Below are 25745 nucleotides of genomic sequence, written 5' to 3' on the forward strand. Positions count from 1 at the left end.
TAATTAATTAGCCATGTTTTAAATATTTATCTAAAGCATGGCTATTAATTGATGTATATTTTTATTTAATTCTTATAGTTTTTAAGCCGCTTAACTTCTTTCCTATAGTATTCTTCTTTTTAGATGTTTCCATTATAGCTGGAAGTAAAACTGATATTACTGTAAAGAAAATAAGTATCATAGCTGATTTATCTGGAAAATATATTCCTATTGTATGTTTCAGTATAAAGTTTAACAAATAAAACAATATTACTGAAACTGCTATATTTACTGCTGTATCAACTAATCCAGCCAGAAAGCTTTCTGAAAATCTGAGATTGCCGCTATGTATGCTGCTAAGTGACTCTAAAGCTTCTGTGTCATTTGAAGTTTCCATAGTTTCTTCTTTATTTTCTGATGCCTGTTCTTTATTTGAACTTTCCGGCTTGGCCTGTTCTATTTCATTTGTACCTTTTTCATTGTCATTTTCACTCATGTCTAAATACCTCCTACAAATTTACATCATATTTTATTATGCTATAGTATTGCACTTATGTAAATACTATTTTAAAATATAAGGTATTGTTTTGGATGTTTAATAGTTTCGTAATAATTTATTAACATATTCTTTTAATATTATACACAAATTATTATTATACTTTTAATAGGTGTCTTATTTACCTGGGTGTTCTGGAGGTTTATTAATGAATTCAATAAAAAGTTATATTATAGATATATCAGATGTGCTTTTTTTTACAATTATTATAACCATAAAATCTATATTTTTTTCAAAGTATTTAAATTACGCAGACGTTACAAAGCATATATTCTGGCCTATTTTTTCATCGGTTATAATTTTAGCAGGCATATCTTTTTTATTTAAAAAGAAAGCAAGGGCAAGATTTCTTTTTATTCTTAATGTTTTAATTACTATATTTATCATAAGCGACATTACATATTTCAAATATTTTAAGGATTTAATTTCCATACCTGTGCTGAAAAACGGCATAATGCTTGGAGCTGTAAAAAGCAGCGTTGGTAATCTTTTTGATTTTAGAGATTTATTATATGCTGCTGATTTAGTTTTTATAGTTCCTGTTATTCACCGCATTAAGTATAAAAAAGGCAGAGAATATTCCACTAAAATTAAGCTGGCTTTTTTTTCTGTATTATTGGTTTTCGGACTAAGTATTGATGCATTTAGTATGATTTCCTTGGAAAAAGAACAGCCAAGGCTGTTAACTACCATGTATAACAGAGTTTATGTAGTAAAAAAACTTGGTATAGTAAATTATCATGCTCTTGACCTTTTTAGCGCAGCTTCAGTGCAGATAGCTAAAAGCACACCTGTTTCTTCTAAAACTGAAAATCAGATAAAATCATTTTTGCAAAGCAATTCCGAAAAAAGTACAAACTACAAGGGTTATGCTAATGGCAAAAATCTATTAATGATACAGGTTGAAGCACTGCAGAACTTTGTAATAGGCAGTAAAATAAATGGAGTAGAAGTAACACCTAATTTAAATAAATGGGTAAATAAAAGTATGTACTTTAATAACTTTTATTATCAGATAGCAGCAGGAGGAACCTCAGATGCTGAGTTTATGACCAATAACTCATTATATCCTGCTCCATCAGGCGCAGCATATTACTTATACTGCGGTAATTCATTTAATTCCATGCCTCAGGCCTTTAAGGAAAAAGGCTATACCACTGCTGCAATGCATGGCTACAGAGAAACCTTCTGGAATAGAAATGTTATGTATAAAAAAATGCAGTTTGATAAATTCTATAATGAAAATGACTATAATTTAAAGGAAACTATAGGGCTTGGATTAAGCGATAAGGAATTTTTAAATCAATCCATAGAAAAAATAAAAAGCTTAAAGCAGCCTTACTATTCTTTTATGATTACACTAAGCAGTCATTTTCCTTATGATGATACAAAAAATTACGGTAACTTTAACGTGGGCGAATATGAAAATACTATGCTTGGCAATTACTTAGAGGCCATTCACTATACAGATGCTCAGTTGGGTGCATTCCTTGATAAAATGGAAAGCCAGGGGTTGCTTGATAATACAGTTGTAGTTTTATATGGAGATCACTATGCAATACCAAAAAGTGATGAAGCAAGCCTAAATAAATTTTTAAATATAACAAAGCCAAATGAACTTTCCTGGATGGAACTTCAAAAAGTACCTATGTTCATCCACTTTCCAAAGGATGCAAACAAGGGAGTAAACAGTACTTATACAGGTGAAATGGATGTTTATCCAACCATTGCAAATTTGTTCAATTTACCTGCCAAGTCTCTTTTGGGGAAGGATGTTTTAAATCCTAAAAATGAAAATGTGATTTTTAGGAATGGCTCCTTTACTGATGGAAGTGTATTTTATTTATCTCAAAGTTCAAATTATTATGATATTAAATCAGGCAGTAAAATCTCAGAAAATGATGCTCTTAAAAGTAAAAAAGAAAATGTATTAAATCAGCTGGAATATTCTGATGAAATAATGAAGCATGACTTACTGAAAAAATTTGATAAAGAAACAAAAAGTAAATAAAATAAAGGCATTCTTTTAAACTCCAGAAAGAATGCCTTTTCTTTATTAATCACCACATTGATAAATTCCAGTTAACTTTTAAGCTTATTGATTTATTTGGCTCAATTTTCTTCATTCCTCCTAAAATTTCAAGCTCTGCATATGGAAGTGTAGTATCTGCATAAACTTCAATATTGCTGCCATGAGGATATACAACCTGCCCTTCATACATAAATTTCTTTTTTAAAATAATGTCATTATCATAAGCTGTACATTTGTAGCTTACTTCTCCGGAGTCTGTAACCACACCTATTTTAAACTTTTCTTTTCTATTGCAGTTTATGGTTAATATTTTTCTATCTTCTTTTCTTATGGAGTATGCATTACTGGAGGGAATGTCAAAATCCTGATAAAATGTTATGCCCCCTGTAAACACATTGGAGTTTAGTTTTATTTCAGCAAATCCAGGGGATAGAACCTGAGTATTATCCCAAACAGCCCACTGTACTGCCTTTTCACTGTGGTTCACTATTGTTTCCTGAACATACATATCACTACTGTTATCATATAAAGTAATAGTTCTTATAAATTGAAGGCCCTGTATAGGCTTTGTTTCAGATATACGAGAGATAAGCTTCAGCTCAATTGATTTTTCAGATTTTTTTATTTCGTAGCTGAATGTATTTTGGTCAATATCAAATACAGGAGGCCACTGCCACACTGTCTGTGGTGCAGGCCAGCCTTTATATCCTCCGAAGTTCATCCAGTTTTCAGCAGTTCTTTCCTTATTTATATCATTGTTTTTTCCTATTAATTCTTCATTTCTGTACAGCACATTTAAACCATTAATGGAATATTCCAGTATCCTTCCGCCCTGCTTGGGCACCGCAATAACATTGATTATTCCATTACTCATGCATATTTCTTCAGTTTCTTTATTTTTTCTTATATTATAATTTATCATTTTGACCTCCATACATTAATTATATTCCTAAGCATTATTATATTAACTCAATTGCCCTAATAGCATATAAAAACTCTGTTTACCTTTAATTACAATGTGTGATAAAATATTTATATCATATACCCTATAAAATGAGGAAGGTGCTGGTAATGACCTATACTGTATTCAACTTTATATTTGTATGTGCTGCAGGCTTTTTTGCAGCTATAGTGGATTCAATTGCAGGCGGAGGAGGATTAATAAGCCTTCCAGCTTTTTTATTAGTTGGGGTTTCACCTCACTATGCATTGGGTACGAATAAATTTGCAGCTTCCTGTGCATCCTTTACAAGTTCTGTGAAATTTATAAAAAGCGGCAAAACTGATTCTAAGCTTTTAAAATATTTAATCCCATTTACTTTATTAGGTGCTGCAGTTGGAGTGCAGATAGTTCTTAAAATTGATCAAAAATATCTTTATACAATGGTCCTCATAATGATTCTTGCTGTCGGTATTTATAGTTTATTTTCTAAAACCATTGGCTTAGAAGATAAATTTACTGGCTTAAGCATGGGGAAAATTATATTAGGTATCCTATTAGCCTTTTCATTAGGTTTTTATGATGGCTTTTTTGGTCCAGGCACCGGCTCATTCTTAATTTTCGGCTTAATAAAAATATTTGGTTTTGATTTTGTAAGAGCAGGAGGCAATGGTAAAATATTAAATTTTGTAAGCAATATAACTTCTCTTATTTTATTTGCTTTTCATGGGCAGATATCTTATTTAATTGGAATACCTGTAGCCATATGTATGATATTAGGTGCTAAAATAGGTACGGAAATGGTTCTCTCTAAAGGTGCAAAGCTTATGAAGCCTATTTTTGTAACCATGTCCCTGGCTGTAGCAGTAAAAATGCTGTACAACCTTCTATGTTAAAAAAAGCGCAGTTTTAAAATAACTGCACTTTTTTAATTACTTACTACTTTTCTGATTTCCACGATCAAAATAAACCCAGCCTTTTCTGTTTAAATATCTAAGATACATTATTAATCTATCATAAACAGGATCACACTTTTTACCAAATTCCTTTAATAGCCTTTCACCTATTTCATAAACTGAAATTTTTCCATCTATGGACTTCCATACGTAACTGCCAATGTCATCCAATTCTACATCGCTGACATATGGCTTCTTTACCAGCCATCTCATAAATTTTTCTATTGGTTTATTATGATAAAACAAAAGGTATACTTTTCCACTCCTAACTTCCCAATCCGTATGTTTCTTCACTGGGACATATAGTAAAAAATTATCTTCATTCTTATGTTTCTTTTTCATTAAATCACCATTCTCTTTCATTGAATGTATATAGATAATTTTATACTCTTTTTAATTGATTTTCAATATATTCGCCTTAAGCTAATGATATTTATTTAACTAAGCCATTTTCCCTAAGGAAATCGTCTGCTACCTTCTCAGGTGACTGCTGAAGCTTATCCACCTTATAATTAAGATCTCTCATTTGCTGTTCATCGATTTTTCCAGACAATTTGTTTATTATACCCTTTAGTTCAGGATGTTTTTTTAGTGTGCTGTTTTTTACAATAGGTACAGCATAATATGATGGGAAAAAGTTTTTATCATCTTCCAAAACTTTAAGATTAAACCCTTTGAGAAGCCCATCTGTTGAAAAGGCATCTACAACATCTGTCTTTTTATTGGCAATAGATGTATACCTTAAGCCGCCATCTATAGCCTTAACATCTTTAAAGTTCATATTATATTTTTTATTTAATCCTAAGTATCCATCCTCTCTGTTGCTGAATTCTATAGTACTGCCTAATTTTAATTGATTACTCACTTTAGCAAGATCAGAGAATGTTTTCAGATTATATTTTTCAGCTGTGTCCGGTCTTACAGCTAAGGTATAGGTATTATTAAAACCTAATGGATTTAGCCATGTTACATCGTAATTTTTAGTATAATAATCACTTACAACTTTGTAGGCTTTGTCTGGATCTTTAATAGGAGCCTGATTCATAATATTAACTAATGCAGTTCCGGTGTATTCCACATAACAATCAACTTCTCCTGCTTTAAGTGCACTAAGTGCTACACTGGTACCGCCTAAATTCATTTTTCTCTCAACTTTTATGTCGGAGTTCTTTTCTATTAATTCAGCAATCATGTTTCCTAGTATTAATTGTTCATTATAATTCTTAGAGCCTACCACTATAGTGTCCTGTTTTTTCTCATAAGTAAGTGCTGCTCCAATTATTATAACAATTACCAAAGAAGCTGCTATTATCTGCTTTAAATACTTCTTTCCCTTTCTTTTCTTCTTAGGAATTTTAATTGTACCATCTGATTTTTTAATTCCTGGGGGAGTTACACCTTTTTCAATTTTGCCTATAATATAATCCATAAGCAGAGCAAGTATGCATGCAGGTATTGCTCCTGCTAAAACCATATTATTATCTACGGTTTGAACTCCTGCGAAAACCATATACCCAAGACCGCCTGCTCCAATAAATGCAGCAATAGTCATAAGTCCCACTGCGGTAACCGCTGAAATTCTTATTCCTGACATAATTATTGGAAGAGCCAAGGGTATTTGTACAATTCGCAATATCTGGCTGTTAGTCATACCAATACCTTTAGCTGCCTCAATAATGTCAGGGTTTATATTATCCAGACCAGTGTGAGTATTTTTAATTATTGGAAGCAATGAATATAAAAAAACCATCAATATAGCTGGCTTACTTCCAATCCCTAAAACGGGAATCAAAAAACCAAGCAGAGCTAAACTTGGTATTGCTTGTACTACATTGGCAATTCCTATAACTGGCGCTGATAATTTTTTATATCTGGTTATAAGTATACCAAGAGGCACTCCAACAACTATGGCCATAATTACTGCAAAAACTGTTAATTCTATGTGCTGCATTGTTAAATTCAGGATCTGTTGTCTTCTTTCAACTACAAAGCTTCCAAACTGTCTTATAAAATTAATTGCATCCACTATATGTCCACCTCCTGATCAATATACTGAGTAGTTAATACGCTTAATAAACTACTTTTTGTTATGAGTCCTGCTAATTTGGAATTATCATCTATAACAGGCATATATCCTACTTTGTAGCAATTCATTTTCTTAAGGATATCTATAAGTGATTCATTAATATTAACTGCTTTAATTTCTTTTTCCATGATACTTTCAAGTTTAAGGCTCTTATTATCATGTTTTCTAATATCCTTTAATGTGACAATACCAGTAAGTTTATCCTCTTTATCAACAATTAATAAGCTGTCTACTTTGCTGGATTTCATAATTTCAACTGCTTGTACTAAAGTTCTGTTTGCTGAGGTTTTAATGGGCTCAGTAATCATAATATCTTTGGCTCTTATTAACTCAGGCTGCTTCCATATTCTATTTTTGCCAATAAACTCTTCTACATATATACTTGCTGGATTCTTCAGTATTTTCTCTGCAGTATCAAACTGTAATATACCCCCATCCCTCATAATACAAATTCTATCACCAAGTTTTAATGCTTCATCCATATCATGAGTAACGAAGACTATAGTCTTTTTTAATTCCTGCTGAAGATTATACAATTCATCCTGCAGCTGATTTCTTGTAATTGGGTCTAAAGCACTAAATGGTTCGTCCATTAAAATTATTTCCGGGTCTGTAGCAAAAGCCCTGGCTACTCCAACCCTTTGCTGCTGTCCTCCGCTAAGTTCACATGGATATCTATCCATATAAGTATCGGGATCCATTCCAACCATTTTTAAAAGAGTTATTGTTTTATCCATAATTTTTTTGTGTGTCCATTTTCTTAAAGTTGGAACTATTGATATGTTTTCACCCACGGTCATATGAGGGAAAAGTCCAGTCTGCTGGATAACATATCCTATACCCCTTCTTAGTTCAATAGGATCAACATCAGATATATCCTGACCATCGATATATATACTTCCTGAAGTTGGAATAATTAGTTTGTTTATCATTTTTAGTGTTGTAGTTTTTCCACATCCGCTTGGTCCTATTAAAACAACAAACTCTCCCCTATTTATATTTAGATTTATTTTTTTTATTACTTCTTTGTTTTTAAATTTTTTATTAATATCTTTAAACTCTATCATTCCATCACCCCTAAAATTATTATCTTTAAAAAAAATGAACTGACAACTTAATTATAGTACAAAGTTGTCAGTTTGTAAATACATTATTCTTGATTTTAAGTATATATTATCCAATTCATAGTTTATAGAATAAAAACCATAGGTAAAATACTCTTAACCTATGGCATAATAGTTACAATTATTCATTTATAAAGTTTTTCACTCTTTCATAAGAGTTTTCATCACCAATCATTATATATACATCTCCCTCAATAAATGCAGCATATGGACCAGGAGATAATATCAATGTCTTGTTTCTTCTTATTCCAATTATAGTTGTTCCCGTATTCTGCCAAAAGTTAACTTCTCCTATTGTTTTTCCAATAAGTTTAGAGTTTTTTGGTATTTCAATTTCCATGGGAGCAAAAGGATTTGAATTTTTAAATCTTTCAGTACTATCAATAAGTTTATCTATATAAGCAGTTAATTCTTCATCTAATTTCCCTTTTCGTTCAATAACGCTGTTTATACTTTTTTTTAATGAATTCATGGAATCATGACTTCTAAATTTTTCTATGAATTTAAAAGCTGAATCAATGGATTTAACCATTATTCCTTTTCCATGTGACACATCCACTATGTTCATATCATCTAATAAGGTTACAGCTCTTCGTATAGTCTCAGGGGATACATTATATTGACCTGCTAAAGTTGATCTTCCATGCAGTTTTGTTCCTATTTTAAATTCTCCCCTGGTAATTCTATTTGCCAAATCAATAGCTATTTGTTGATATACAGGTTTAACAATATCTTCCTCCATAAATCTTCCTCCATTGTATTTATAAAGCACATCAGCCATAACCATTATAAGGAGGATGTATTAATTTTGCAACTATTTATTTTTACACAAGCTTCCTTTTAACCATTTCAGTAACTGCAAATGAAGCCACATTATCAGCATACTGACCAGGCCCGAAGCCTGCATCGTAACCCATTTCCTTTGCCATCTCATTAGTGATCCTTGGTCCCCCGCATATTAAAATCACCTTTTCTCTGATGCCCTCTGCTTCAAGGAGTTCCACCAGTTCTGTTAGATTTTTAATGTGAATATCTTTCTGGGTAACTGTCTGTGATACTAAAAGTACATCTGCCTTTAATTCAATAGCCTTTCTGATAAATTCTTCATTAGGAACCTGGCTGCCTAAATTATAGGCTTCTATCATATCATACCTTTCAAGGCCATAATGGCCTGCAAATCCCTTCATATTCATAATGGCATCTATGCCTACCGTATGAGCATCTGTACCAGTACTTGCACCTACTATTCTTACCTTTCTGCCAATATTATCTTTTATATATTGTGACACTTCATTCATATCCATAACTTTAATGTCTACAGACTGCACTTTTATTTCTTCATAATTAATGCTTTGAATAAAACTTCCATATGCAACAAAGAAGGTAAAGTCTTTATCTAATGGCTCGTGATGAGTTATTATAGGATCATTTAGTCCCATGGTTTTAATTATAAGCTTTGCAGCTTCAACGGCTTTATCCCCATCAGGAACAGGAAGTGTGAAGCTAAGCTGAATTTTACCATCATTCATGGTATCACCATAGGGTTTTATTTTTGTTAAATCCAGATGCTTATCATAATCCTTTTTTTCAGTTGAATATAAGCCTGTGCTCATTACTCTTCACCTCCAACCATTAACTCTATAAATGGATTAAAATACTGAGGCTCTTTTTCAAATACTCCATCTAATCCTTTGCCTCCATCTATTGGCCTCTTTATACCTGCAAATTTTCCCTGACTTAGTGTACTAAATAATCCTTCATTTTGTATCTCTCCCAATAACTCGCAGGATTTTTCAAGAACTTCCTTTGCCCTGCTTTGTATTATTCCTCCTTGTTTAAATGTTATCTCTTCCCCTAAATCCGCCATGTTATTAAATATATATTTTGCATTTTCTATGGATAGAGCTCTGTCGGACATAAATGGGGTGTGTATTGCTTCTGTGAGCATTCCAAGAAGATGTATCTTTTGTCCTGTAATTATTGTAACCATATTGAACAATGCATCCTGAACCTGACCCTTAAATATATTGCCTGTCATAAATTTAGTAGGAGGCATATATTTTAATGGAGCTCTTGGAAATATTTCTCTTGCCATTTGCGCCTGGGCAAGCTCTAAAAGAAATCCATTTTTCAAATCAGGACTCATTTCAAAGGCATGACCAAGTCCCATCTGTTCCTCAGGCAGCCCTGCTAAAAGTGCAAACTGTTCATTTATAAACTGTGATGCCAATACTGTGTGGGCCTCCTCCACTGCATCTGATGTGGTAAGATAGTTATCTTCACCTGTGTTAATTATTACTCCGGCAAATCCATTTATTACTCTTGAAAAATATTGATCTACCATGGTTCTTTTCATATTAATATCTCTGAATAAAATTCCATAAAGGGCATCATTCAGCATTACATCAAGCCTCTCCATAGCACCCATGGCAGCAATCTCAGGCATGCAGAGTCCTGAACAATAGTTACATAATCTTATATATCTGTGAACCTGTTCTCCTGCTTCATCCAGTGCTTTTCTCATAAGTCTGAAGTTTTCCTGTGTGGCAAATGTGCCTCCAAAGCCTTCTGTGGTGGCACCATAGGGTACATAATCAAGCAGGCTCTGACCAGTAGTTCTTATTACAGCTATTATGTCTGCTCCTTGTTTTGCAGCAGCTACAGCTTGTGTTATATCCTCATAAATATTTCCTGTAGCAACAATAACATATAAATATGGCCCTTTTTTATCTCCATATTCATTTATAAAATCCTGTCTGATTTTTTTGTTTTCTTTTATTTTTTCAATGCTCTTCATTGCAGCTGTGTTTACAGCTAATTTTATGTCAAACAAATCAGAAGATGGCAGTTCAGTTAATTCTAATTCATGTTTTGAAACCTTTAAGGCAATTTCCCAAGGTGAAAGTTTTGTCTGCACCATTGCATTTCCAATATAGTATGCTGCCCCAATGCCAAGTCCATTTCCCTTTTCAATATTATCTACAACAATATTTGGAAGCGGCACAGAAAATTCATCTATTCCATCTATGCCAAGAAGTCTGCATATAGTTCTTTCCACTGTAACTGTTGTATGCTGATTTATAAATTTCTGTGTTTCCTGTGCTATGTTCCTTGCATATTTCCTAGCCTGTTCCACAACATTTAAATCAAGATTCAACTTACTTTCCATAGTAATATCCCCCCCAAATCATTAATGCTTGTAATTTATCATATCTAATATTTCTTTATCTAATCCTAATAATCTGCAGATATTTACAGCATCCTTTGGAACCTGACAGCATTTTGATTTTTTTTCTATACCGTATTCCATTTCCTGCTGTATGATTTCTACTGCATCTTTTTTGTTAAACTCTATTTTTCTTTTCATCATATTAAAATCAGCATTCTTTAAACCAATGATCTGATAATGCTCCATATTCTCATCTGTAATTCCATCGTAATGTGTAGCTATTAATGTAAAGGATGATAATTTATTTAAATACACTGCCACAGCTTTTACCAAGCTGCTCCCTTCCTGTGGATTTGTACCCCTTGCAAACTCATCCAGAGCAATGAATCCCATATGAGACTTAGCAAGATTAATTATGTCCTTTAACTTTATAATTTCACCTGCAAAACTGCTTAATCCTTTTGATATGTTCTGCATGTCCTCTGATACATACTGTATAAACTGCAGAATTGGAATTTCAGCCTCTCCGCAGAAAACATTAAAACCATAAATAAACAACATTAAATTCAAAACAATAGTTTTTATTGCTACACTCTTTCCACCCATATTGGCTCCTGTTAAAATAGCTGCACCTGATTTAAGCTGAATGCATATAGGAGTAAACTTTCTTCCTTTTTCCTCCAATATATCAGATACCATAGGGTTATAAGCATCCTTTAAATATATTTCATTGTTATGGCTTATTTTAGGCTTATGGCCTCCAATTAAAGCTTTTCCTATAAGAAAGTCCAACGTTCCAACTGACTGCAGATTGTTAAGTAAAATATTTGTATACTCCTTCAGCCTTGTACAAATTTTCTTTCTTACAGTGAGCTCTTCCTCACCTTCTTTTATAACACACTGTATTCTTTCTTTTTTAAGATTATCTATATCTTTTTCATCTTTGGAAATGTATATTCTCTGCTCCAGCCTTTTCTTTTCATCTCTAATATCTGCAAGTTTCTTGCTATATCCATTGTAAATATAGAATGTGGATAATTTTCTTTTTTCAGGATCCAGAATTTCTATAATAGGTGTTAATTTATGAAATTGTATTCCACTTACATTTATGTTCAGCATTTCATAAACTTCTCTTATATTTTCAAGTAAAATGCAAAGATATTTAATTTCATAAATTTCAACCTGGTCCAATATTTCATCATTACAGCATCTTTTTATGGTATTTCTAATATCTCTTATACTGCAGAACAAATTTCTTATTTTATTGAATTCACTTGGATGTATTTCCATTGAGTTTTGAATTTCATCAATTGAATCAAATTCCTGCTGTAGTTTGCTCTTTTCCTTAAATGGTGCTATGTTCTTTTTAAGCTCCATTCCATATGGAGTAGTTACCTGGATTTTATCTAATATATATGTAAAGCCCACCAATTTTCTTTCATCACTATTTAAAAACAACTAATCACCACCTAATACATTTATTACAGGAACATTAATTTTTTTCCGAAGCTTTTCCATAAACTCATTATTATCAAAGCTGTAGCCAAAAGGGCTGCTTGGATTGCAGGTTACCATAAATACATTAGTTGAATTTAAAACCTTTATTTTACCGCAGGTATTTATATATCTATGAAATGTTTCACTGCTTATAAAAAGCTTGATACCGTTTTCAGCTATAATTGTAATATGATTTTTAACCTTTCCGCTATTCATAATCTGCAGCAATAATTTATCAGTTATAATTCCCCTTATTAATATGCACATTGTTTCATTATTAATATTTTCTAAGATTTCCTTATATGCATTTAAAGAAGTAGCCACATTTAAATCTTTATGTGTATAATCACTGTTTATTAAAATTATTTTTTCTTCTTTGAAATCATTTGATATCCTTATTACTTCTTTATCATGAACTGTGTCTAAAGAAAGCAGCTGTATTCTATGCACAGTTTCATTTACCACATAGTCTATTTTATTTGATAACGCAGCTCCTGTTGCAAGTATTACCCCATCGCACAATTCTGAAACAGCAGTACTTTTTCTGCTTAAAGCACCATCAATTAATACAAGCTCTGCACCTAGTTTTTTCAGTGTACTGCTTATTTCAATCATTTGTGAGGTTATGGATGGACCTGCTAGTTCAACATTGCCTTCACTAAGCGCTTTTCCAATAATTACATTGCCAAGTGGAGTACCAAAGGATGTGCTTTCTATGGTTTCAAAAGTTATGTCACTTTTTAAAAAGCACTGCTTTGCAGTTGCAATTATAGTATTTTCAGGCACATATATTTTTGGCTTATCATTTCCTGTAACAACATCCTTACTTTCTCCATCAACACCAACAGAAGTGAGACCAAGAGGAAATATCCCCCTGGTCTTTTTAATAATATAATTTAGGGCTGTAGTCTTTCCAACATTTTTATCCATTCCTATAATAGAGATAACTTTATAATTTTTTATATTTCTTAAAAGTATATCTTTTTTCATTATTGTCACCCCTATTAATCTTTTATTTTATTCCTCCTCTTTCTAGCCAATCCTTCTGGCTCCAATGCAACCTGCTGATTATTTAATAATCCTGCTATACCTACTTTCTTACTTTCCCTCATGTCTTCACAATCTTTACAGCCGCAGTGTGAAGTATAATTTGTTGGCTGATTATAGGTTGTTATTACACCTTCAAAATTTCTTAAAATCACTTTATCAGGACTTTGGGATATTACATAGTTAGGCATAACAGGTATTTTCCCTCCACCCCCTGGAGCATCTACTACAAAAGTCGGCACGCAGAATCCGGAAGTATGCCCTCTTAGTCCCTCTATTATCTCTACACCCTTAGATACTGGTGTTCTAAAGTGTTCCAGTCCAACTGAAAGGTCACATTGATAAATATAATATGGCCTTACTCTTATTTTAACTAATTCATGAACAAGCTTTTTCATAATATCAACACAATCATTTACACCTTTTAACAAAACTGATTGATTCCCCAAAGGTATTCCTGCATCGGCAAGTTTTTCACAGGCAGCTTTTGATTCTTCTGTAATCTCATTTGGATGATTAAAGTGTGTATTTAACCATATTGGATGATATTTTTTAAGCATATTTACTAAGTCATCAGTTATTCTTTGGGGCATAACCACAGGTACTCTGGAACCTATTCTTATTATTTCCACATGTGGGATTGCCCTAAGCTTTTTTATAATGTATTCTAATTTATCATCTGATAACGTCAATGGATCTCCTCCTGATATAAGTACATCTCTTATAACGGGAGTTTTAGCAATATATTCAATGGCATTATCGATTTGTTTCAAAGGCATAGGTTTGTCATTCTGCCCTGTAAAACGCCTTCTGGTACAATGTCTGCAGTACATTGAACACTGATCTGTAACCAATAGCAGCACTCTGTCAGGATATCTGTGAGTTAATCCCGGCACTGGTGAATCTCCATCCTCATGAAGAGGATCCACTAAGTCCACAGGGGATCTTACTAATTCCAAAGCTGTGGGAATTGCCTCCTTCCTTATAGGATCATCAGGGTTTTTTGGATTAATTAAAGAAAGATAATATGGTGTAATTGCCATTCTCAGGCTTTTAAGACATAGTCTTGCCCCTTTTTCTTCTTCTTCTGTAAGGTTAATATATTTTTTTAATTCGTCAATAGTTTCAATTCTGTTTTTTATCTGCCAGTGCCAGTCATTCCACTGTTCATCAGGCACATTATTAAACAATCCAGAACCTTTATTCATAATAAACAACCCCCGTAATACAGTTTTAAGTTATGAGTTATAAGTTTTGAGTCAAAGTTATGAGTTTTAAGTTATGAGTTTTGAGTTACAAGATAAAAACCAAGAGCTAAGAACTAAGAACTAAGAGTTAATGTTGTTTTGCCTTAGGCAAAACTTTAATTTGGATTTGCTGTAAGCAAATCATCATTTACTTTTAACTTACAACTCTTAACTCTTAACTGTTTTAAGATTATTTTAAGTAATTTTTTTCGAATATTTTTCTCATGGTTTCGCTCTCTCTTAGTTCTGATAAAGTTATTTCAGCATGATCTTTTGTATATCCATTTCCTATAATCATAGTGACATCTTTACCTACACCCTCTGCGCCTAAAGCTGCTTTTGTAAAACTGGTTGCCATTGAGAAGAAGTATACAATACCTGTATCTTTTACTGGCAGTATACTGGACATTTCTGTGTTCTGAATGTTTACGCAGTTAATTGAAATATCAACTTCTTTGCCATTGTTTGCTTCCAGTGTCTTATTTAAAACATCAATTGGTTTTTGTGCATCTCCTAATATTGCAGTATGGCATAATCCCCAATTCTTTAAATTTTCTGCCTGCCATGGTTTTCTGACTAAAGCTATTACCTTCCCTGTAGGTCCTACTCTCTTCATAGCTTCATAACAGCAAAGCATACCTGACTTTCCTGCTGCTCCAAGTACAAGGACACTTTGTCCTGGTCTAACAAGCTTTGCGGTTTGAGCTGGTGCCCCTGCTACATCCAAAGCTGCCAGAGCTAATGTTTCTGACATATCGCTAGGAAGTTTTGCATAAATGCCGCTTTCAAATAATATTGCCTGTCCTTTTATCTCTACTCTGTCAATGTCCTTTTTTACATCTGTAATTTCTTCTATTTTTAAAGGAGTAAGTGATAAGGATACAAGTGAAGCTATTTTGTCTCCAACTTTCAGATCTCTGCCCTTTAAAGCATCACCAATCTTAGCTACAGTACCTATGAACATCCCACCAGAGCCTGTGACAGGGTTCTGCATTTTTCCTCTTTCATTAACTATAGACATGATTTTGGATTTTATTTTTTCTATGTCTCCCTCTGCTTCTTTTTCAATTTGTGTAAAGCTTGCAGAATCAATGTTTAATGCAATAACATCTACTAATATTTCATTATCATAAATATCCATATTGTTATCTATTTTGTATGCTGCCTGAGTTAAAACTCCTTGTGGTTCAATTACTCTGTGTGTTCCAAATTTACATCCTTTTTTCATATTTCGTCCCCCATTTCAACATTATTTCTTTAAACCTAATATGGCTCTTGCTTCATCTGGAGATGCAATTTCTCTTCCAAGCTCCCTGGATATTCTTACAACTTTCTCAACTAGTTCTCCATTTGAACCTGCCAGTTTGCCTTTAGACATGTAAACGTTATCTTCAAAGCCCACTCTTACATGCCCCCCCATTATAATAGCTAAAGTTCCCATTTCAAATTCTTTTTTTCCAATTCCGGATACGGTAAAAGTACTTCCCTTTGGAATACTTTCTGCCATAAATACCAAATCTCTTGCTGCTGCACTTATTCCTCCGTTAACCCCCATAACAAAATTAAAATGCATTGGAGTTTTTATATATCCTTTTTTTTGAACACGAAGAGCCATATCGATCATTCCCTTATCAAAAACCTCCAGCTCAGGTTTAATATTTAATTTCATGAACTTTTCCCCAAAGTTTTTAATAGTGTTCTCAGTATTTACGAATATGTCATCTCCTCCAAAATTACAGGTGCCGCAGTCAAGTGTGGCCATCTCAGGTAAAAGATAAACAGGCTGAAGCCTTTCTTCATCGGTCATACCTACAGCACCCCCTGTAGATGGCTGTATTATTACATCTTTACAACGCTTTCTTATCTCTTCAAAACATTCATTAAATCTTTCTTTACTTTGTGTTGGTGTACCATCATCTTCTCTCACATGGAGATGAATAATGCTGGCCCCAGCTTTATAGGCTGATTCTGCTTCTCTCCCTATTTCCTCTACAGTATAAGGAACACTAGGATTATTATCCTTTGTAACCTCTGCGCCGCAAATTGCCGCAGTTATAATTAATTTATCCATACAAACCCTCCCGTAATACACTATGAGTAAAATCTATTTACTAAATCTTTGCTTTTCTTTTGGAACTACACAGGTGCCTATTGCTCTGCAAACGATTACAGGCTCTTTAAGCACATCACATGCGGATTCATTTATATCCGGCCTTGGTACGATAACCTTTCTTGCCTCAAAAATCATTTTCCTTGAGCTTTTTCCAATTTCCACAATTTCACCTTCTGCTTCAATATAATCCCCTGCATATACTGGAGCTAGAAATTCCACATTGCTGTAAGCTCTGAAAAGTCCTTCATCCCCATCATTTCTAATTAGTAATTCTGTTGCAACATCCCCAAACAGCTGCAGCATTTTTGCGCCATCTACAAGATTCCCGCCATAATGTGCATCCTGCAGACTCATTCTCATCCTCACTAAAGCTTTCATAAAATTCCCCCATTCATAGATAATATAGTGATAAATAAATTTAGCATAAATAAAAAGCCCTGAAATTTTCAGTGCTTTAACGACTAATAGAACTATTTAACTCTTCAAATAGCCATTATGCAATGAAAATCTTTCCATTACATAAATAGCTCTCCACAAAAGTTTATGGCAGGATTAAAACTGTATGCTTTACTCCCAAGAATATAATTAAGAACCATTATATCCTTTCGGCAAATATATCATTTATCTTTAACATTGGAGGTTCTTCTCCTTTCCATTTAAAGATTACACGTATATCTGCACCTCTATTTATGTATAATTTAATTTATTTATCTCTGTAATATAATTATAATATTTTCAGTAATAATATGTCAATACATTTTCCGAAAATTATAATTATTCAATATAATTAGTTATTTTAGAAGATTTTTAAAACTTTTCCTGCAAATAATGCGAGTTTTATAATGTATAGAGTTATTTTTTAAATAGTGATATATTTATTATGTAATGCATTAAATGTTATACTAATGAGGAAGTGATTGTATGGAATTAACAAAAATTAAAGGTAATACCTATTATATAAATGCTCCTACAAACTGCGGGGTATATTCTTTTAAGAATAAGAACTGCTTATTAATTGATACAAATATAAATAACTCAACAGCTAAAAAACTTGATGAAGTGTTAATAAATAATAATCTTCATCCAAAATTTATTATTAATACCCATAATCATATTGATCACTGTGGAGGAAATTTATATTTTCAGGAAACCTATCCTGGGTGCTTAGTGTATACATCTGCAAAAGAAAAACTGTTTATGGAAAATAATGAAGTATTTCCTTCAGTTTTATTTTCAGCTTCTCCAGCAAGCCAGTTAAAATCAAATAAAGTCTATAATGTGGACTTTGAATTAAGTTATGGAACCAATAAGCTAAATGATGAAAAGTTTGAAATTATTTCATTAAAAGGTCACAGCTTAGATCAAATTGGTGTTATTACACCTGAAAAAGTGTGTTTTCTAGGGGACTCAATATTCAGCAAAGAAATAATTTCGAAATATTCCCTTCCATATTTATATGATATATCTGAGTCTGTTAATACATTGAATAATATAAAAGAGCTGGATGCAGATTACTTTGTTTTAAGCCATGGGAACAGTGTTCTGGACAAAGAAGGCATAATAGATCTTGCAGATTTTAATTTAAAAAATATTGATTATTATATGAATACCATAATGGACTTGCTGGATGAACCTCTCACAAGAGAGGATATTCTTCAAAACCTGGTTATATTAAATAATCTTACTATGAATTTTAAGGAATATCATTTAAATTTAGCAGCGGTATCAGCTTTCATTAGTTATTTTCTAAATCTTAACTTAATTAACTATTCCATTGAAGATGGTAAACTATACTATTACAAGGCAGCAAAAGAACAAAGATTAAATAACAGATAACTAAATTTAAAGATTAAAGAACAAATAACAAATAACAAATAACAAATAATGGGGCTGTCGCACAATGAATTTACATAAAATATATTGTAGTATTTATTCTTAAGGCAACAGCCACTTAAATTTTAGGTTTTTAGTCAAATCCGAAAATCAGCATTTTTTAATTTTTATTTTTAATTTTTATTTTTATTTTTATTTTTCAGCTCTATCCTTCTCCGATACTGTTAGCTAAACATATATGGCCCTTTTAAATAATAATGTTGATATGAATAGGACAATCCTCTAATGGTAATAATTAAAATACCTACATATTACTGAAGGGATTGGATTACTATGGAGAATAAAAAATGTACTGATATAAATATATTATCTTATTTTGCTTCATTAAGACATGATTCTGAAAGAAAATGCCCATACTGTGGCTGCACCCATACAGTGCTATACGGAAAATACAATGATAAACAAAGATATATATGCAAAAGCTGTAGAAGAACATTTAATGACTTTACAAACACGCCAATTGCAAGGACTCACTTCCCTGAAAAATGGGAATCATTCATTAGGTGTACCATTGAGGGCTTATCCCTTAAGGCGGCAGCCATGGAAATTGGTGTTTCTTATGTAACACTATTTTACTGGAGGCACAAGCTGCTCTCTGCATTAAAAATGGTTAAACAAAATAAAATGCAGGGAAAGTTTGAACTTGAGAATTTCTTCTTAAAATTCTCCCGGAAGGGACAGAAAAGCATTGAACATAATGAAAAAAGAGTTCATGATCAAAGCATAAGTTACATTAATATCAGCAATAATAAAGTCTGCGTTATTACAGCATTGGATTCACATAAAAATATTTATTCCAGAGCAGTTGGCACAGGACGTATGAATGCAATGGATATGGAAAATTATATTGGAAAAATATTAAATAAAAATAAGCAGGCAACCTCAAGACCGAAAAGCTTTTTTGCCATGTTCTTTAGGAGAAAGAAAATAAGAGAGATCAATAAATATCTTGATAATAGCTCTGAAGCAGTAAAATATAGACGTGACTGTATGGAATGGATGTACCGTTTTAGAGGAGTAGCAACGAAATATTTAAATAATTATTTAAGCTTATTCAAATTTTTAAAAAGTTCTAATTTTAATAACATTTCATTTGCAATAAATATATTTATAGAAGCAATAAGTAAAATTAATATTGAAAATACATATATAAATATGAGAAATGCTGAAATCAGTTTTAATTGACCTGTCCCTACGGGAATTTGTTACTTTATCAACACTATTGAATAAAAGAGCCATATACCCAAAGCAGGAAAGGTTAAGGAACAAACTTGGTTCTTAAAACGTATGACCCACTCAATCAATTGAGTTTTAAGATTTTCTGCCAAAGCAAAAAATCTACATTATTTGTTCTTTATTCTTTAATCTTTAGTTTCAGCCTTCAATAAAAAATGAGCCTTGCATCAGCAGTTTTAACTGCTAATGCGACAGCCCCTAATTTATAATGGTTATTGGTAATACTAAAAAAGAATTTCTAATTTGATGTACAATGCAGTTTTGAATAGTTGCTTTTGGAATTGAAACCATTTTTAGTTATTAAAACCTATAATCCACTTAATCAATTGAGTTTTTGGTTTTTCTGCAAAGAAAAACTACCTTATTTAATCTTTGTTCTTTAATCTTTGTTCTTTTGATGAAGTCCTATTCACATCAACATTATTATTTAAAAGAGCCATAGGTGTCTATAGAAAGTAAATATCTAAACACCACAATACATTGCATGTAAATTAATTAGTGCGACAGCCCCTTTCATTCTTCAGACCATAAATGGTACAAAAATTAATTGAGTAAGCAGGGAATCAATTAGCAAAGCAGATGCAAAGTCTATCATTGGCATATTATCAACATTTTTTTTATATCTCATAATTCCAAAACAGCAGCACAGCACACTTATTGTCATGCATATTAATGCACCTAATGTGAAACTTGACAGCCCATTTGGTAGCCATGAAGCATATCTTACATAACTCACCTTATGAATCACATATAATTTTATTAAGGATGATGCAAAATATGATAATAAGAATAATTTAATTTTATCAGGGCCTTTAACTGCATAATTAAAAAAGCAGATAAATCCTATTATTGCTATACCCGGTAAAATCCATTGCAAACCTACTACAAAGGTATATGTTATACTATTTAACAGGTCACTCATAGTATCCTGAAAAGCCATGCTCTTTTCTGAATTTCTTATACCATTATTAGCATTTTTAAATGCTGGTTCACTTGATGCCAGATATACTCCTAACTCATTATCCTTATAAAAGTCTGTAAATACAATATAGTTTTCAAAAACGCTTTTAAAAGTTGGATTGTGTTCTGTTCTTGACACTAAAGTCCAATTGCTGTTTTTGCCATCTTTAATATTAAATGTTATTATATCAACTTTGGATTTCCTTTTAAACTGCCTTGGTGCCGTAGCAAATATTTTTATACCATCATGTGATGATTCAGATACAATATCTGATAAAGTTCCAACACCTTCCTCCCTTAAAGCAGTGATACTTGGCTTTTCCTTTCCATTTAGGGAAAAGGTAATTAATTTTGGAGGCAGGTACTCATCCTTTCCTTTGTTTTCAACAATGATGTATCCATTTTTATCATCTATAGAAAGTGAGCTGTTATAATAGGATACAGTTGTTGATTTATCCAATCTGCCTGCCATCAGTAATTCAGGTGATATTGTTTTATTAATTTTATTATCATAATTAAAGTAATAATAATTACCGTCCTTATCCATAAAAGCAAACATCTGTTTTCCACCCAGCTTAGCTGATGCACCAAGAACAGGGTTGTCTGCTTTTGCCTCTACAGCTATAAATCCTTCTTTTTCATTGCTATAATCAATGACCTGAATCTTATTTTCAAAAAGCAGAAACAGGGTATTATCGCCATTTTGCTTTATTTCCTTTACGCCATCTGTAAAGGTTTTGTCCACTTCTTTAAGATTGCTGTCAAGCTTTAAATTTACCATTTTACTCATACCATTTTTTGAAGTAGACCAGCATAGATGTATATAATCTTTATATAATACAATATTTATATTATTTACATTATATCCCTCAGAATTAAATACAGCTTCTCTGATTTTTTCCCCAGTTAAATCTATATAAACAATTTTTATTTTATTATTTGTATCATGGGCAGCTAAAATACCATTTTTATATTTTATTATCTTATTGTATGTATTTATATCACCTGATGAAATCATTACCTCTTTTGACCAATCCTTTGAAGGTACTTTATTTCTCAGATTAAAGTTTCTAAAATAGTGCCAGCCTGTAATGAATATAGCAATAACAAGAAATATACTCAAAAATATTTTTGTTTGGTAATCCTTCTTCTTTGGCCCATTTTTCATGTGATAAATCCTCCCATTTATATAATATACCTACTAATTATAACATCTGAGGTAAAAAAACACTATATACAATAATTACTTATTTTTATTTTCTTTATTTTCAGCATCTTCCATTTTCTTTACCCTGGGTATCAGAAACAAAATAATTACTACTACAGCTATTGTTGTAATTGCTACTATAGAGCTAAGTATTATTAAAATAATTACTAATTGATTTGTATTCATAATAAATTCCTTTTCATAAAATGTATTTTATAGATATTATACTCTAATCACCGAAATTTAAGACAAAATTAAAAGGAACTATCCCAAATTACTATCCAGGACAGTTCCGTAAATTTACTTTATTTTGCCTATATCATTTCTATAATATATATTACTGAAATTAATTTGTTTTAAAGCTTTGTATGCATTTTGTCCTGCTGATTCAGCATTGTCCCCAAAGGCTTGAGTGCACAATACTCTTCCCCCATTTGTAAGAAGTTTTCCCTTGTCAAGTTTAATGCCTGCACCAAACACAGTTATATCTTCAGTAATGCCAGTAACTTCAAATCCCTTTTCAAAGCTTCCTGGATATCCTTTTGATGCTGCTACTACACAGATGGAAGTTTTATTTTTCCACTTTATTTTATAGTCCTTTAAATTCTTATCCATTGCACAATTTATTAAATCTATAAAATCACTTTCCATCAAAGGTAATACAGCCTGAGTCTCTGGATCTCCCAGTCTTATATTGTACTCAAGAAGATATACTCCCTTTGTTGTTATCATTAATCCAAAAAATATTATTCCGCAGAAGCCTAATTTTTCGGCTTTTAGTCCCTTTAATGTGGGCTCAAGAATATTTTGCTTAAAATCTTCCATTACACTTTCATTACAATATGGATTTGGTGCCAGCGCTCCCATTCCACCAGTATTAGGGCCCTTATTTCCATGAAAAATCTGCTTATGATCCTTAGCAGATATAAATGGTATTATTGTATTTCCATCTGTAATGGATAAAATAGATGCTTCCACTCCCTGAAGGAATTCCTCTATAATAACTTTTTTACCACTGCCTTTAAAAATATCATTTATCATAAAATCCTTCAATGCAGATGATGCCTGGCCTTCATTTTCGCAGATTACCACACCTTTTCCAGCTGCAAGGCCATCTGCTTTTATCACTAAGGGATATCTGCAATGCTTAATATATTCCGTTGCCTTAGAGAAATCATTAAATTCTTCATATTCAGCTGTTCTTACATTATGCTTTTTCATAAAAGCTTTTGCAAATGATTTACTTCCCTCCAGCATAGCAGCTTTTTTATCAGGTCCAAATATTTTAAGCCCATTTTCATGGAATTTATCCACAATCCCATCCATGAGAGGAACCTCTGGTCCAACAATGGTTAAATCAATTTTCTCACTTTGTGCAAAATCTAGTAAATCATCATTTGAGCATAAATTTATATTTTCACATTTTGATTCTATGGCTGTTAACCCATTACCAGGAGCTATATAAATTTTTGAAACCTGTGGATTTTGTGCAGCCTTCCATGCCATGGCATGTTCTCTTCCGCCGGATCCTATAATTAATATTTTCATAAACTACCTCACTTTTAGTGTTTGAAATGTCTTATTCCAGTAAACACCATTGAAATATTATTTTCATTACATTTTTCTATGGATTCATTGTCTCTTATAGATCCTCCTGGCTGTATAATAGCTTTGATTCCATATTTGGCAGCTTCTTCAACTACATCTCCAAATGGGAAGAATGCATCTGATGCCATAACCACTCCGTCACCAGCTCTGTCTAAAGCCTGTGTTGCAGCCCAGATTCTATTAACCTGTCCTGCTCCTATTCCCTTAGCCATTCCATCTTTAACAACCACAATAGCATTTGATTTGGTATATTTAACTATTTTCATTCCAAATAACAAATCTTTTAACTGTGCTGCACTTGGCGATTTATCTGTAACAACATTCATGGCTTCAATTAGTTTATCATCAGAACTTTGCATAAGTATTCCTCCATGAACCTTTGCCAGTTCCATTGAACTTTTTGGTTTTACTGAACATTTTATAACTCTTAAATTTTTCTTTGTTTTTAAAACTTTCAATGCTTCTTCTGTAAAATCAGGAGCTATTACAATTTCTAAGAATATCTTAACCATTTCTTCTGCTGTTTTTTCATCTACTGTTTTATTAAAGGCAACTATTCCTCCAAATATTGAAACAGGGTCACAGCTGTAAGTCTTTGTATATGCTTCAAAAACTGTGTCTGCTGCAGCTGCACCGCAGGGTGAATTATGCTTAAGTGCACAGCATACTGTTTCTTCAAATTCCCATACTACCTTCCATGCTATGTCCATATCCTTTATATTATTATAGGACAGCTCTTTTCCATTTAACTGCTGAAAATCTTTCATAGCACCTTCTTCAGTAGTTGATACATAGTAAGCTGCACTTTGATGAGGATTTTCACCATATCTTAAATTCATGGATTTCTTATATGAAAGGGCAAGGTACTCAGGATATTTATCCTCTAACATAAAATTACTTATAGCAGCATCATAAGCTGCCATTAGATTAAATACCTTACCTGCCAGCTTTCTTTTTGTTGCATATTGAACCTCACCATGCTGTTCAATTTCATTCATTACAGGTGTATAATCATTTACATCAGTAAGCACAACTACATCCTGAAAATTCTTTGCAGCTGCCCTTATCATGGTTGGCCCGCCAATATCAATAAATTCTACCTTTTCTTTAAATGTTAAATTTTCTTGTACCTTATCAAAGAATGGATATAAGTTAACAACTACCATATCTATAGGCTTTATTCCCTTTTTATTTAAGGTTTCCATATGATCTTTATTATCCCTGACAGCTAAAATCCCCGCATGTATTATTGGATGAAGTGTTTTCACTCTGCCGTCAAGTATTTCATCAAAGCCAGTTACTTCTGAAACTTCAGTTACTTTAATACCATTTTCTTTTAAATATTTATATGTACCACCTGTGGATATAATCTCTACATCTCTTTTTTGCAAATAACCTGCCAGCTCCAATACGCCGGTTTTATTAAAAACACTTATTAAAGCTCTCTTTATCATTTTTATTCCTCCAAAACATTTATTCCATGGATATTATTACTTTTCTGCCTTCAACAGTAACTCTGTTTTCTGAAATTAATTTTATTGCCTCAGGCAGAGCATGATGTTCTTCTAAAAGCACTCTTTTCTGCAATATTTTAGCAGTGTCATAATTTAATACTGGCACCACTTTTTGCAGTATTATGGGTCCTCTGTCCGTTTCCTCATTAACAAAATGTACTGTACAGCCAGAAAACTTAACTCCATATTCTATAGCTTTTTCATGGACCTTTATGCCATACATGCCTTCTCCGCAAAAGCTTGGGATTAAAGAAGGATGTATATTTATAATCTTGTTTTTAAATTTTTCTATTAAACTACCCTTTAGTATGGATAACCATCCTGCAAGCACAATTAAATCCACTTTATTATCCAACAAATTGCATATTTCCTGGGAAATATTGTCCTGGTAAATTTTTTTATCAAAAATATACACTGGAATGTTATTTTTTTTAGCTCTGTCTATGGCACAAATTCCATCCTTGTCACTTATAACAGCTTCTATTTTACAGTTTAAATAACCACTGTTTATGCTGTCTATTATGGCTTGAAGATTTGTACCTCCACCTGAAACAAGTACAGCTATCTTAAACATAATTTTC

Annotated in this window: 23 protein-coding genes and 1 riboswitch; of the genes, 4 read left to right on the forward strand and 19 right to left on the reverse strand. The window is 32.3% G+C overall.

Annotated features, from left to right (window positions below):
* Positions 1-61 precede the first annotated feature (61 nt).
* Complete coding sequence (locus EQM05_RS10625) at positions 62-475, reverse strand: RDD family protein (protein ID WP_128750017.1); 414 nt, start codon at positions 473-475, stop codon at positions 62-64.
* Positions 476-683: 208 nt separating this feature from the next.
* Between EQM05_RS10625 and EQM05_RS10630 the strand changes: the two genes are divergently transcribed.
* Positions 684-2546 (forward strand): LTA synthase family protein, encoded by a 1863-nt coding sequence (locus EQM05_RS10630; RefSeq protein WP_128750018.1) that lies wholly within the window; start codon positions 684-686, stop codon positions 2544-2546.
* Positions 2547-2595: 49 nt separating this feature from the next.
* Here EQM05_RS10630 and EQM05_RS10635 read toward each other — a convergent pair whose 3' ends face one another.
* A complete protein-coding gene (locus tag EQM05_RS10635; RefSeq protein ID WP_164917265.1) occupies positions 2596-3489 on the reverse strand; it encodes a DUF4380 domain-containing protein in 894 nt (297 codons plus the stop codon).
* A 149-nt stretch (positions 3490-3638) separates the two neighbouring features.
* On the opposite strand from EQM05_RS10635, the gene EQM05_RS10640 reads away from it, so the two are divergent.
* Positions 3639-4403 (forward strand): TSUP family transporter, encoded by a 765-nt coding sequence (locus EQM05_RS10640; RefSeq protein WP_128750020.1) that lies wholly within the window; start codon positions 3639-3641, stop codon positions 4401-4403.
* Between the two features lie 36 nt (positions 4404-4439).
* Here the strand turns inward: EQM05_RS10640 and EQM05_RS10645 are convergent, their stop codons facing one another.
* The 12 genes from EQM05_RS10645 to EQM05_RS10700 form a co-directional block, all read right to left on the reverse strand.
* Positions 4440-4826, reverse strand: coding sequence for a PqqD family protein (locus tag EQM05_RS10645; RefSeq protein ID WP_243108048.1), 387 nt, complete (start codon positions 4824-4826; stop codon positions 4440-4442).
* A gap of 70 nt (positions 4827-4896) precedes the next feature.
* Entirely contained in the window at positions 4897-6414 is a 1518-nt protein-coding gene (locus tag EQM05_RS10650) for a glycine betaine ABC transporter substrate-binding protein (RefSeq protein ID WP_164917330.1), read from the reverse strand.
* Positions 6415-6488: 74 nt separating this feature from the next.
* Positions 6489-7616 carry an ABC transporter ATP-binding protein gene (locus tag EQM05_RS10655; protein WP_128750021.1) on the reverse strand — a complete coding sequence of 376 codons (1128 nt, stop codon included), beginning with the start codon at positions 7614-7616 and terminating at the stop codon, positions 6489-6491.
* Positions 7617-7794: 178 nt separating this feature from the next.
* Positions 7795-8415 carry a TrkA C-terminal domain-containing protein gene (locus EQM05_RS10660; protein ID WP_128750022.1) on the reverse strand — a complete coding sequence of 207 codons (621 nt, stop codon included), beginning with the start codon at positions 8413-8415 and terminating at the stop codon, positions 7795-7797.
* A gap of 82 nt (positions 8416-8497) precedes the next feature.
* Complete coding sequence (locus EQM05_RS10665; RefSeq protein WP_128750023.1) at positions 8498-9286, reverse strand: OAM dimerization domain-containing protein; 789 nt, start codon at positions 9284-9286, stop codon at positions 8498-8500.
* Positions 9286-10842, reverse strand: coding sequence for a lysine 5,6-aminomutase subunit alpha (locus EQM05_RS10670; protein ID WP_128750024.1), 1557 nt, complete (start codon positions 10840-10842; stop codon positions 9286-9288). The genes EQM05_RS10665 and EQM05_RS10670 overlap by 1 nt, the downstream gene beginning before the upstream one ends.
* A 21-nt stretch (positions 10843-10863) precedes the next feature.
* Positions 10864-12300 (reverse strand): hypothetical protein, encoded by a 1437-nt coding sequence (locus EQM05_RS10675; RefSeq protein ID WP_243108049.1) that lies wholly within the window; start codon positions 12298-12300, stop codon positions 10864-10866.
* Complete coding sequence (locus EQM05_RS10680; protein ID WP_128750025.1) at positions 12301-13329, reverse strand: hypothetical protein; 1029 nt, start codon at positions 13327-13329, stop codon at positions 12301-12303.
* 14 nt (positions 13330-13343) lie between these two features.
* Positions 13344-14594 (reverse strand): lysine 2,3-aminomutase, encoded by a 1251-nt coding sequence (gene ablA / locus EQM05_RS10685; RefSeq protein ID WP_128750026.1) that lies wholly within the window; start codon positions 14592-14594, stop codon positions 13344-13346.
* Positions 14595-14823: 229 nt separating this feature from the next.
* The gene (locus EQM05_RS10690) at positions 14824-15861 is read right to left on the reverse strand and encodes an L-erythro-3,5-diaminohexanoate dehydrogenase (protein ID WP_128750027.1); all 1038 of its coding nucleotides are present in this window, start codon (positions 15859-15861) and stop codon (positions 14824-14826) included.
* A gap of 21 nt (positions 15862-15882) precedes the next feature.
* Entirely contained in the window at positions 15883-16704 is an 822-nt protein-coding gene (locus EQM05_RS10695; protein WP_128750028.1) for a 3-keto-5-aminohexanoate cleavage protein, read from the reverse strand.
* A 33-nt stretch (positions 16705-16737) separates the two neighbouring features.
* Entirely contained in the window at positions 16738-17124 is a 387-nt protein-coding gene (locus EQM05_RS10700; RefSeq protein WP_128750029.1) for a hotdog fold domain-containing protein, read from the reverse strand.
* A gap of 138 nt (positions 17125-17262) precedes the next feature.
* Positions 17263-17440: riboswitch (Lysine riboswitch) on the reverse strand.
* Positions 17441-17667: 227 nt separating this feature from the next.
* Between EQM05_RS10700 and EQM05_RS10705 the strand changes: the two genes are divergently transcribed.
* Positions 17668-18582: an MBL fold metallo-hydrolase gene (locus EQM05_RS10705; RefSeq protein WP_128750030.1), complete on the forward strand. Its 915-nt coding sequence runs from the start codon at positions 17668-17670 to the stop codon at positions 18580-18582.
* Positions 18583-18912: 330 nt separating this feature from the next.
* On the forward strand, positions 18913-19824 hold the full coding sequence (locus tag EQM05_RS10710) for a transposase (protein WP_128750031.1): 912 nt from the start codon (positions 18913-18915) through the stop codon (positions 19822-19824).
* Positions 19825-20395: 571 nt separating this feature from the next.
* Here EQM05_RS10710 and EQM05_RS10715 read toward each other — a convergent pair.
* From EQM05_RS10715 to purN, 5 genes are all read right to left on the reverse strand, one after another.
* Positions 20396-22003 carry a hypothetical protein gene (locus tag EQM05_RS10715; protein WP_128750032.1) on the reverse strand — a complete coding sequence of 536 codons (1608 nt, stop codon included), beginning with the start codon at positions 22001-22003 and terminating at the stop codon, positions 20396-20398.
* A gap of 75 nt (positions 22004-22078) precedes the next feature.
* Entirely contained in the window at positions 22079-22228 is a 150-nt protein-coding gene (locus EQM05_RS15795; RefSeq protein ID WP_164917266.1) for a hypothetical protein, read from the reverse strand.
* A 114-nt stretch (positions 22229-22342) separates the two neighbouring features.
* A complete protein-coding gene (gene purD, locus EQM05_RS10720; RefSeq protein WP_128750033.1) occupies positions 22343-23590 on the reverse strand; it encodes a phosphoribosylamine--glycine ligase in 1248 nt (415 codons plus the stop codon).
* A 14-nt stretch (positions 23591-23604) separates the two neighbouring features.
* Positions 23605-25104, reverse strand: coding sequence for a bifunctional phosphoribosylaminoimidazolecarboxamide formyltransferase/IMP cyclohydrolase (purH, locus tag EQM05_RS10725; RefSeq protein WP_128750034.1), 1500 nt, complete (start codon positions 25102-25104; stop codon positions 23605-23607).
* Between the two features lie 19 nt (positions 25105-25123).
* Positions 25124-25738, reverse strand: coding sequence for a phosphoribosylglycinamide formyltransferase (purN, locus tag EQM05_RS10730; protein ID WP_128750035.1), 615 nt, complete (start codon positions 25736-25738; stop codon positions 25124-25126).
* Positions 25739-25745: the final 7 nt, after the last annotated feature.

Source organism: Clostridium sp. JN-9 (genome assembly GCF_004103695.1).
Taxonomy (GTDB): Bacteria; Bacillota; Clostridia; order Clostridiales; family Clostridiaceae; genus JN-9.

Coding starts and splice junctions, on each gene's coding strand:
- EQM05_RS10625 (WP_128750017.1), bottom strand. CDS start 475: ATGAGTGAAAATGACAATGAAAAAGGTACAAATGAAATAGAACAGGCC.
- EQM05_RS10630 (WP_128750018.1), top strand. CDS start 684: ATGAATTCAATAAAAAGTTATATTATAGATATATCAGATGTGCTTTTT.
- EQM05_RS10635 (WP_164917265.1), bottom strand. CDS start 3,489: ATGATAAATTATAATATAAGAAAAAATAAAGAAACTGAAGAAATATGC.
- EQM05_RS10640 (WP_128750020.1), top strand. CDS start 3,639: ATGACCTATACTGTATTCAACTTTATATTTGTATGTGCTGCAGGCTTT.
- EQM05_RS10645 (WP_243108048.1), bottom strand. CDS start 4,826: ATGAAAGAGAATGGTGATTTAATGAAAAAGAAACATAAGAATGAAGAT.
- EQM05_RS10650 (WP_164917330.1), bottom strand. CDS start 6,414: ATGCAGCACATAGAATTAACAGTTTTTGCAGTAATTATGGCCATAGTT.
- EQM05_RS10655 (WP_128750021.1), bottom strand. CDS start 7,616: ATGATAGAGTTTAAAGATATTAATAAAAAATTTAAAAACAAAGAAGTA.
- EQM05_RS10660 (WP_128750022.1), bottom strand. CDS start 8,415: ATGGAGGAAGATATTGTTAAACCTGTATATCAACAAATAGCTATTGAT.
- EQM05_RS10665 (WP_128750023.1), bottom strand. CDS start 9,286: ATGAGCACAGGCTTATATTCAACTGAAAAAAAGGATTATGATAAGCAT.
- EQM05_RS10670 (WP_128750024.1), bottom strand. CDS start 10,842: ATGGAAAGTAAGTTGAATCTTGATTTAAATGTTGTGGAACAGGCTAGG.
- EQM05_RS10680 (WP_128750025.1), bottom strand. CDS start 13,329: ATGAAAAAAGATATACTTTTAAGAAATATAAAAAATTATAAAGTTATC.
- ablA (WP_128750026.1), bottom strand. CDS start 14,594: ATGAATAAAGGTTCTGGATTGTTTAATAATGTGCCTGATGAACAGTGG.
- EQM05_RS10690 (WP_128750027.1), bottom strand. CDS start 15,861: ATGAAAAAAGGATGTAAATTTGGAACACACAGAGTAATTGAACCACAA.
- EQM05_RS10695 (WP_128750028.1), bottom strand. CDS start 16,704: ATGGATAAATTAATTATAACTGCGGCAATTTGCGGCGCAGAGGTTACA.
- EQM05_RS10700 (WP_128750029.1), bottom strand. CDS start 17,124: ATGAAAGCTTTAGTGAGGATGAGAATGAGTCTGCAGGATGCACATTAT.
- EQM05_RS10705 (WP_128750030.1), top strand. CDS start 17,668: ATGGAATTAACAAAAATTAAAGGTAATACCTATTATATAAATGCTCCT.
- EQM05_RS10710 (WP_128750031.1), top strand. CDS start 18,913: ATGGAGAATAAAAAATGTACTGATATAAATATATTATCTTATTTTGCT.
- EQM05_RS10715 (WP_128750032.1), bottom strand. CDS start 22,003: ATGAAAAATGGGCCAAAGAAGAAGGATTACCAAACAAAAATATTTTTG.
- EQM05_RS15795 (WP_164917266.1), bottom strand. CDS start 22,228: ATGAATACAAATCAATTAGTAATTATTTTAATAATACTTAGCTCTATA.
- purD (WP_128750033.1), bottom strand. CDS start 23,590: ATGAAAATATTAATTATAGGATCCGGCGGAAGAGAACATGCCATGGCA.
- purH (WP_128750034.1), bottom strand. CDS start 25,104: ATGATAAAGAGAGCTTTAATAAGTGTTTTTAATAAAACCGGCGTATTG.
- purN (WP_128750035.1), bottom strand. CDS start 25,738: ATGTTTAAGATAGCTGTACTTGTTTCAGGTGGAGGTACAAATCTTCAA.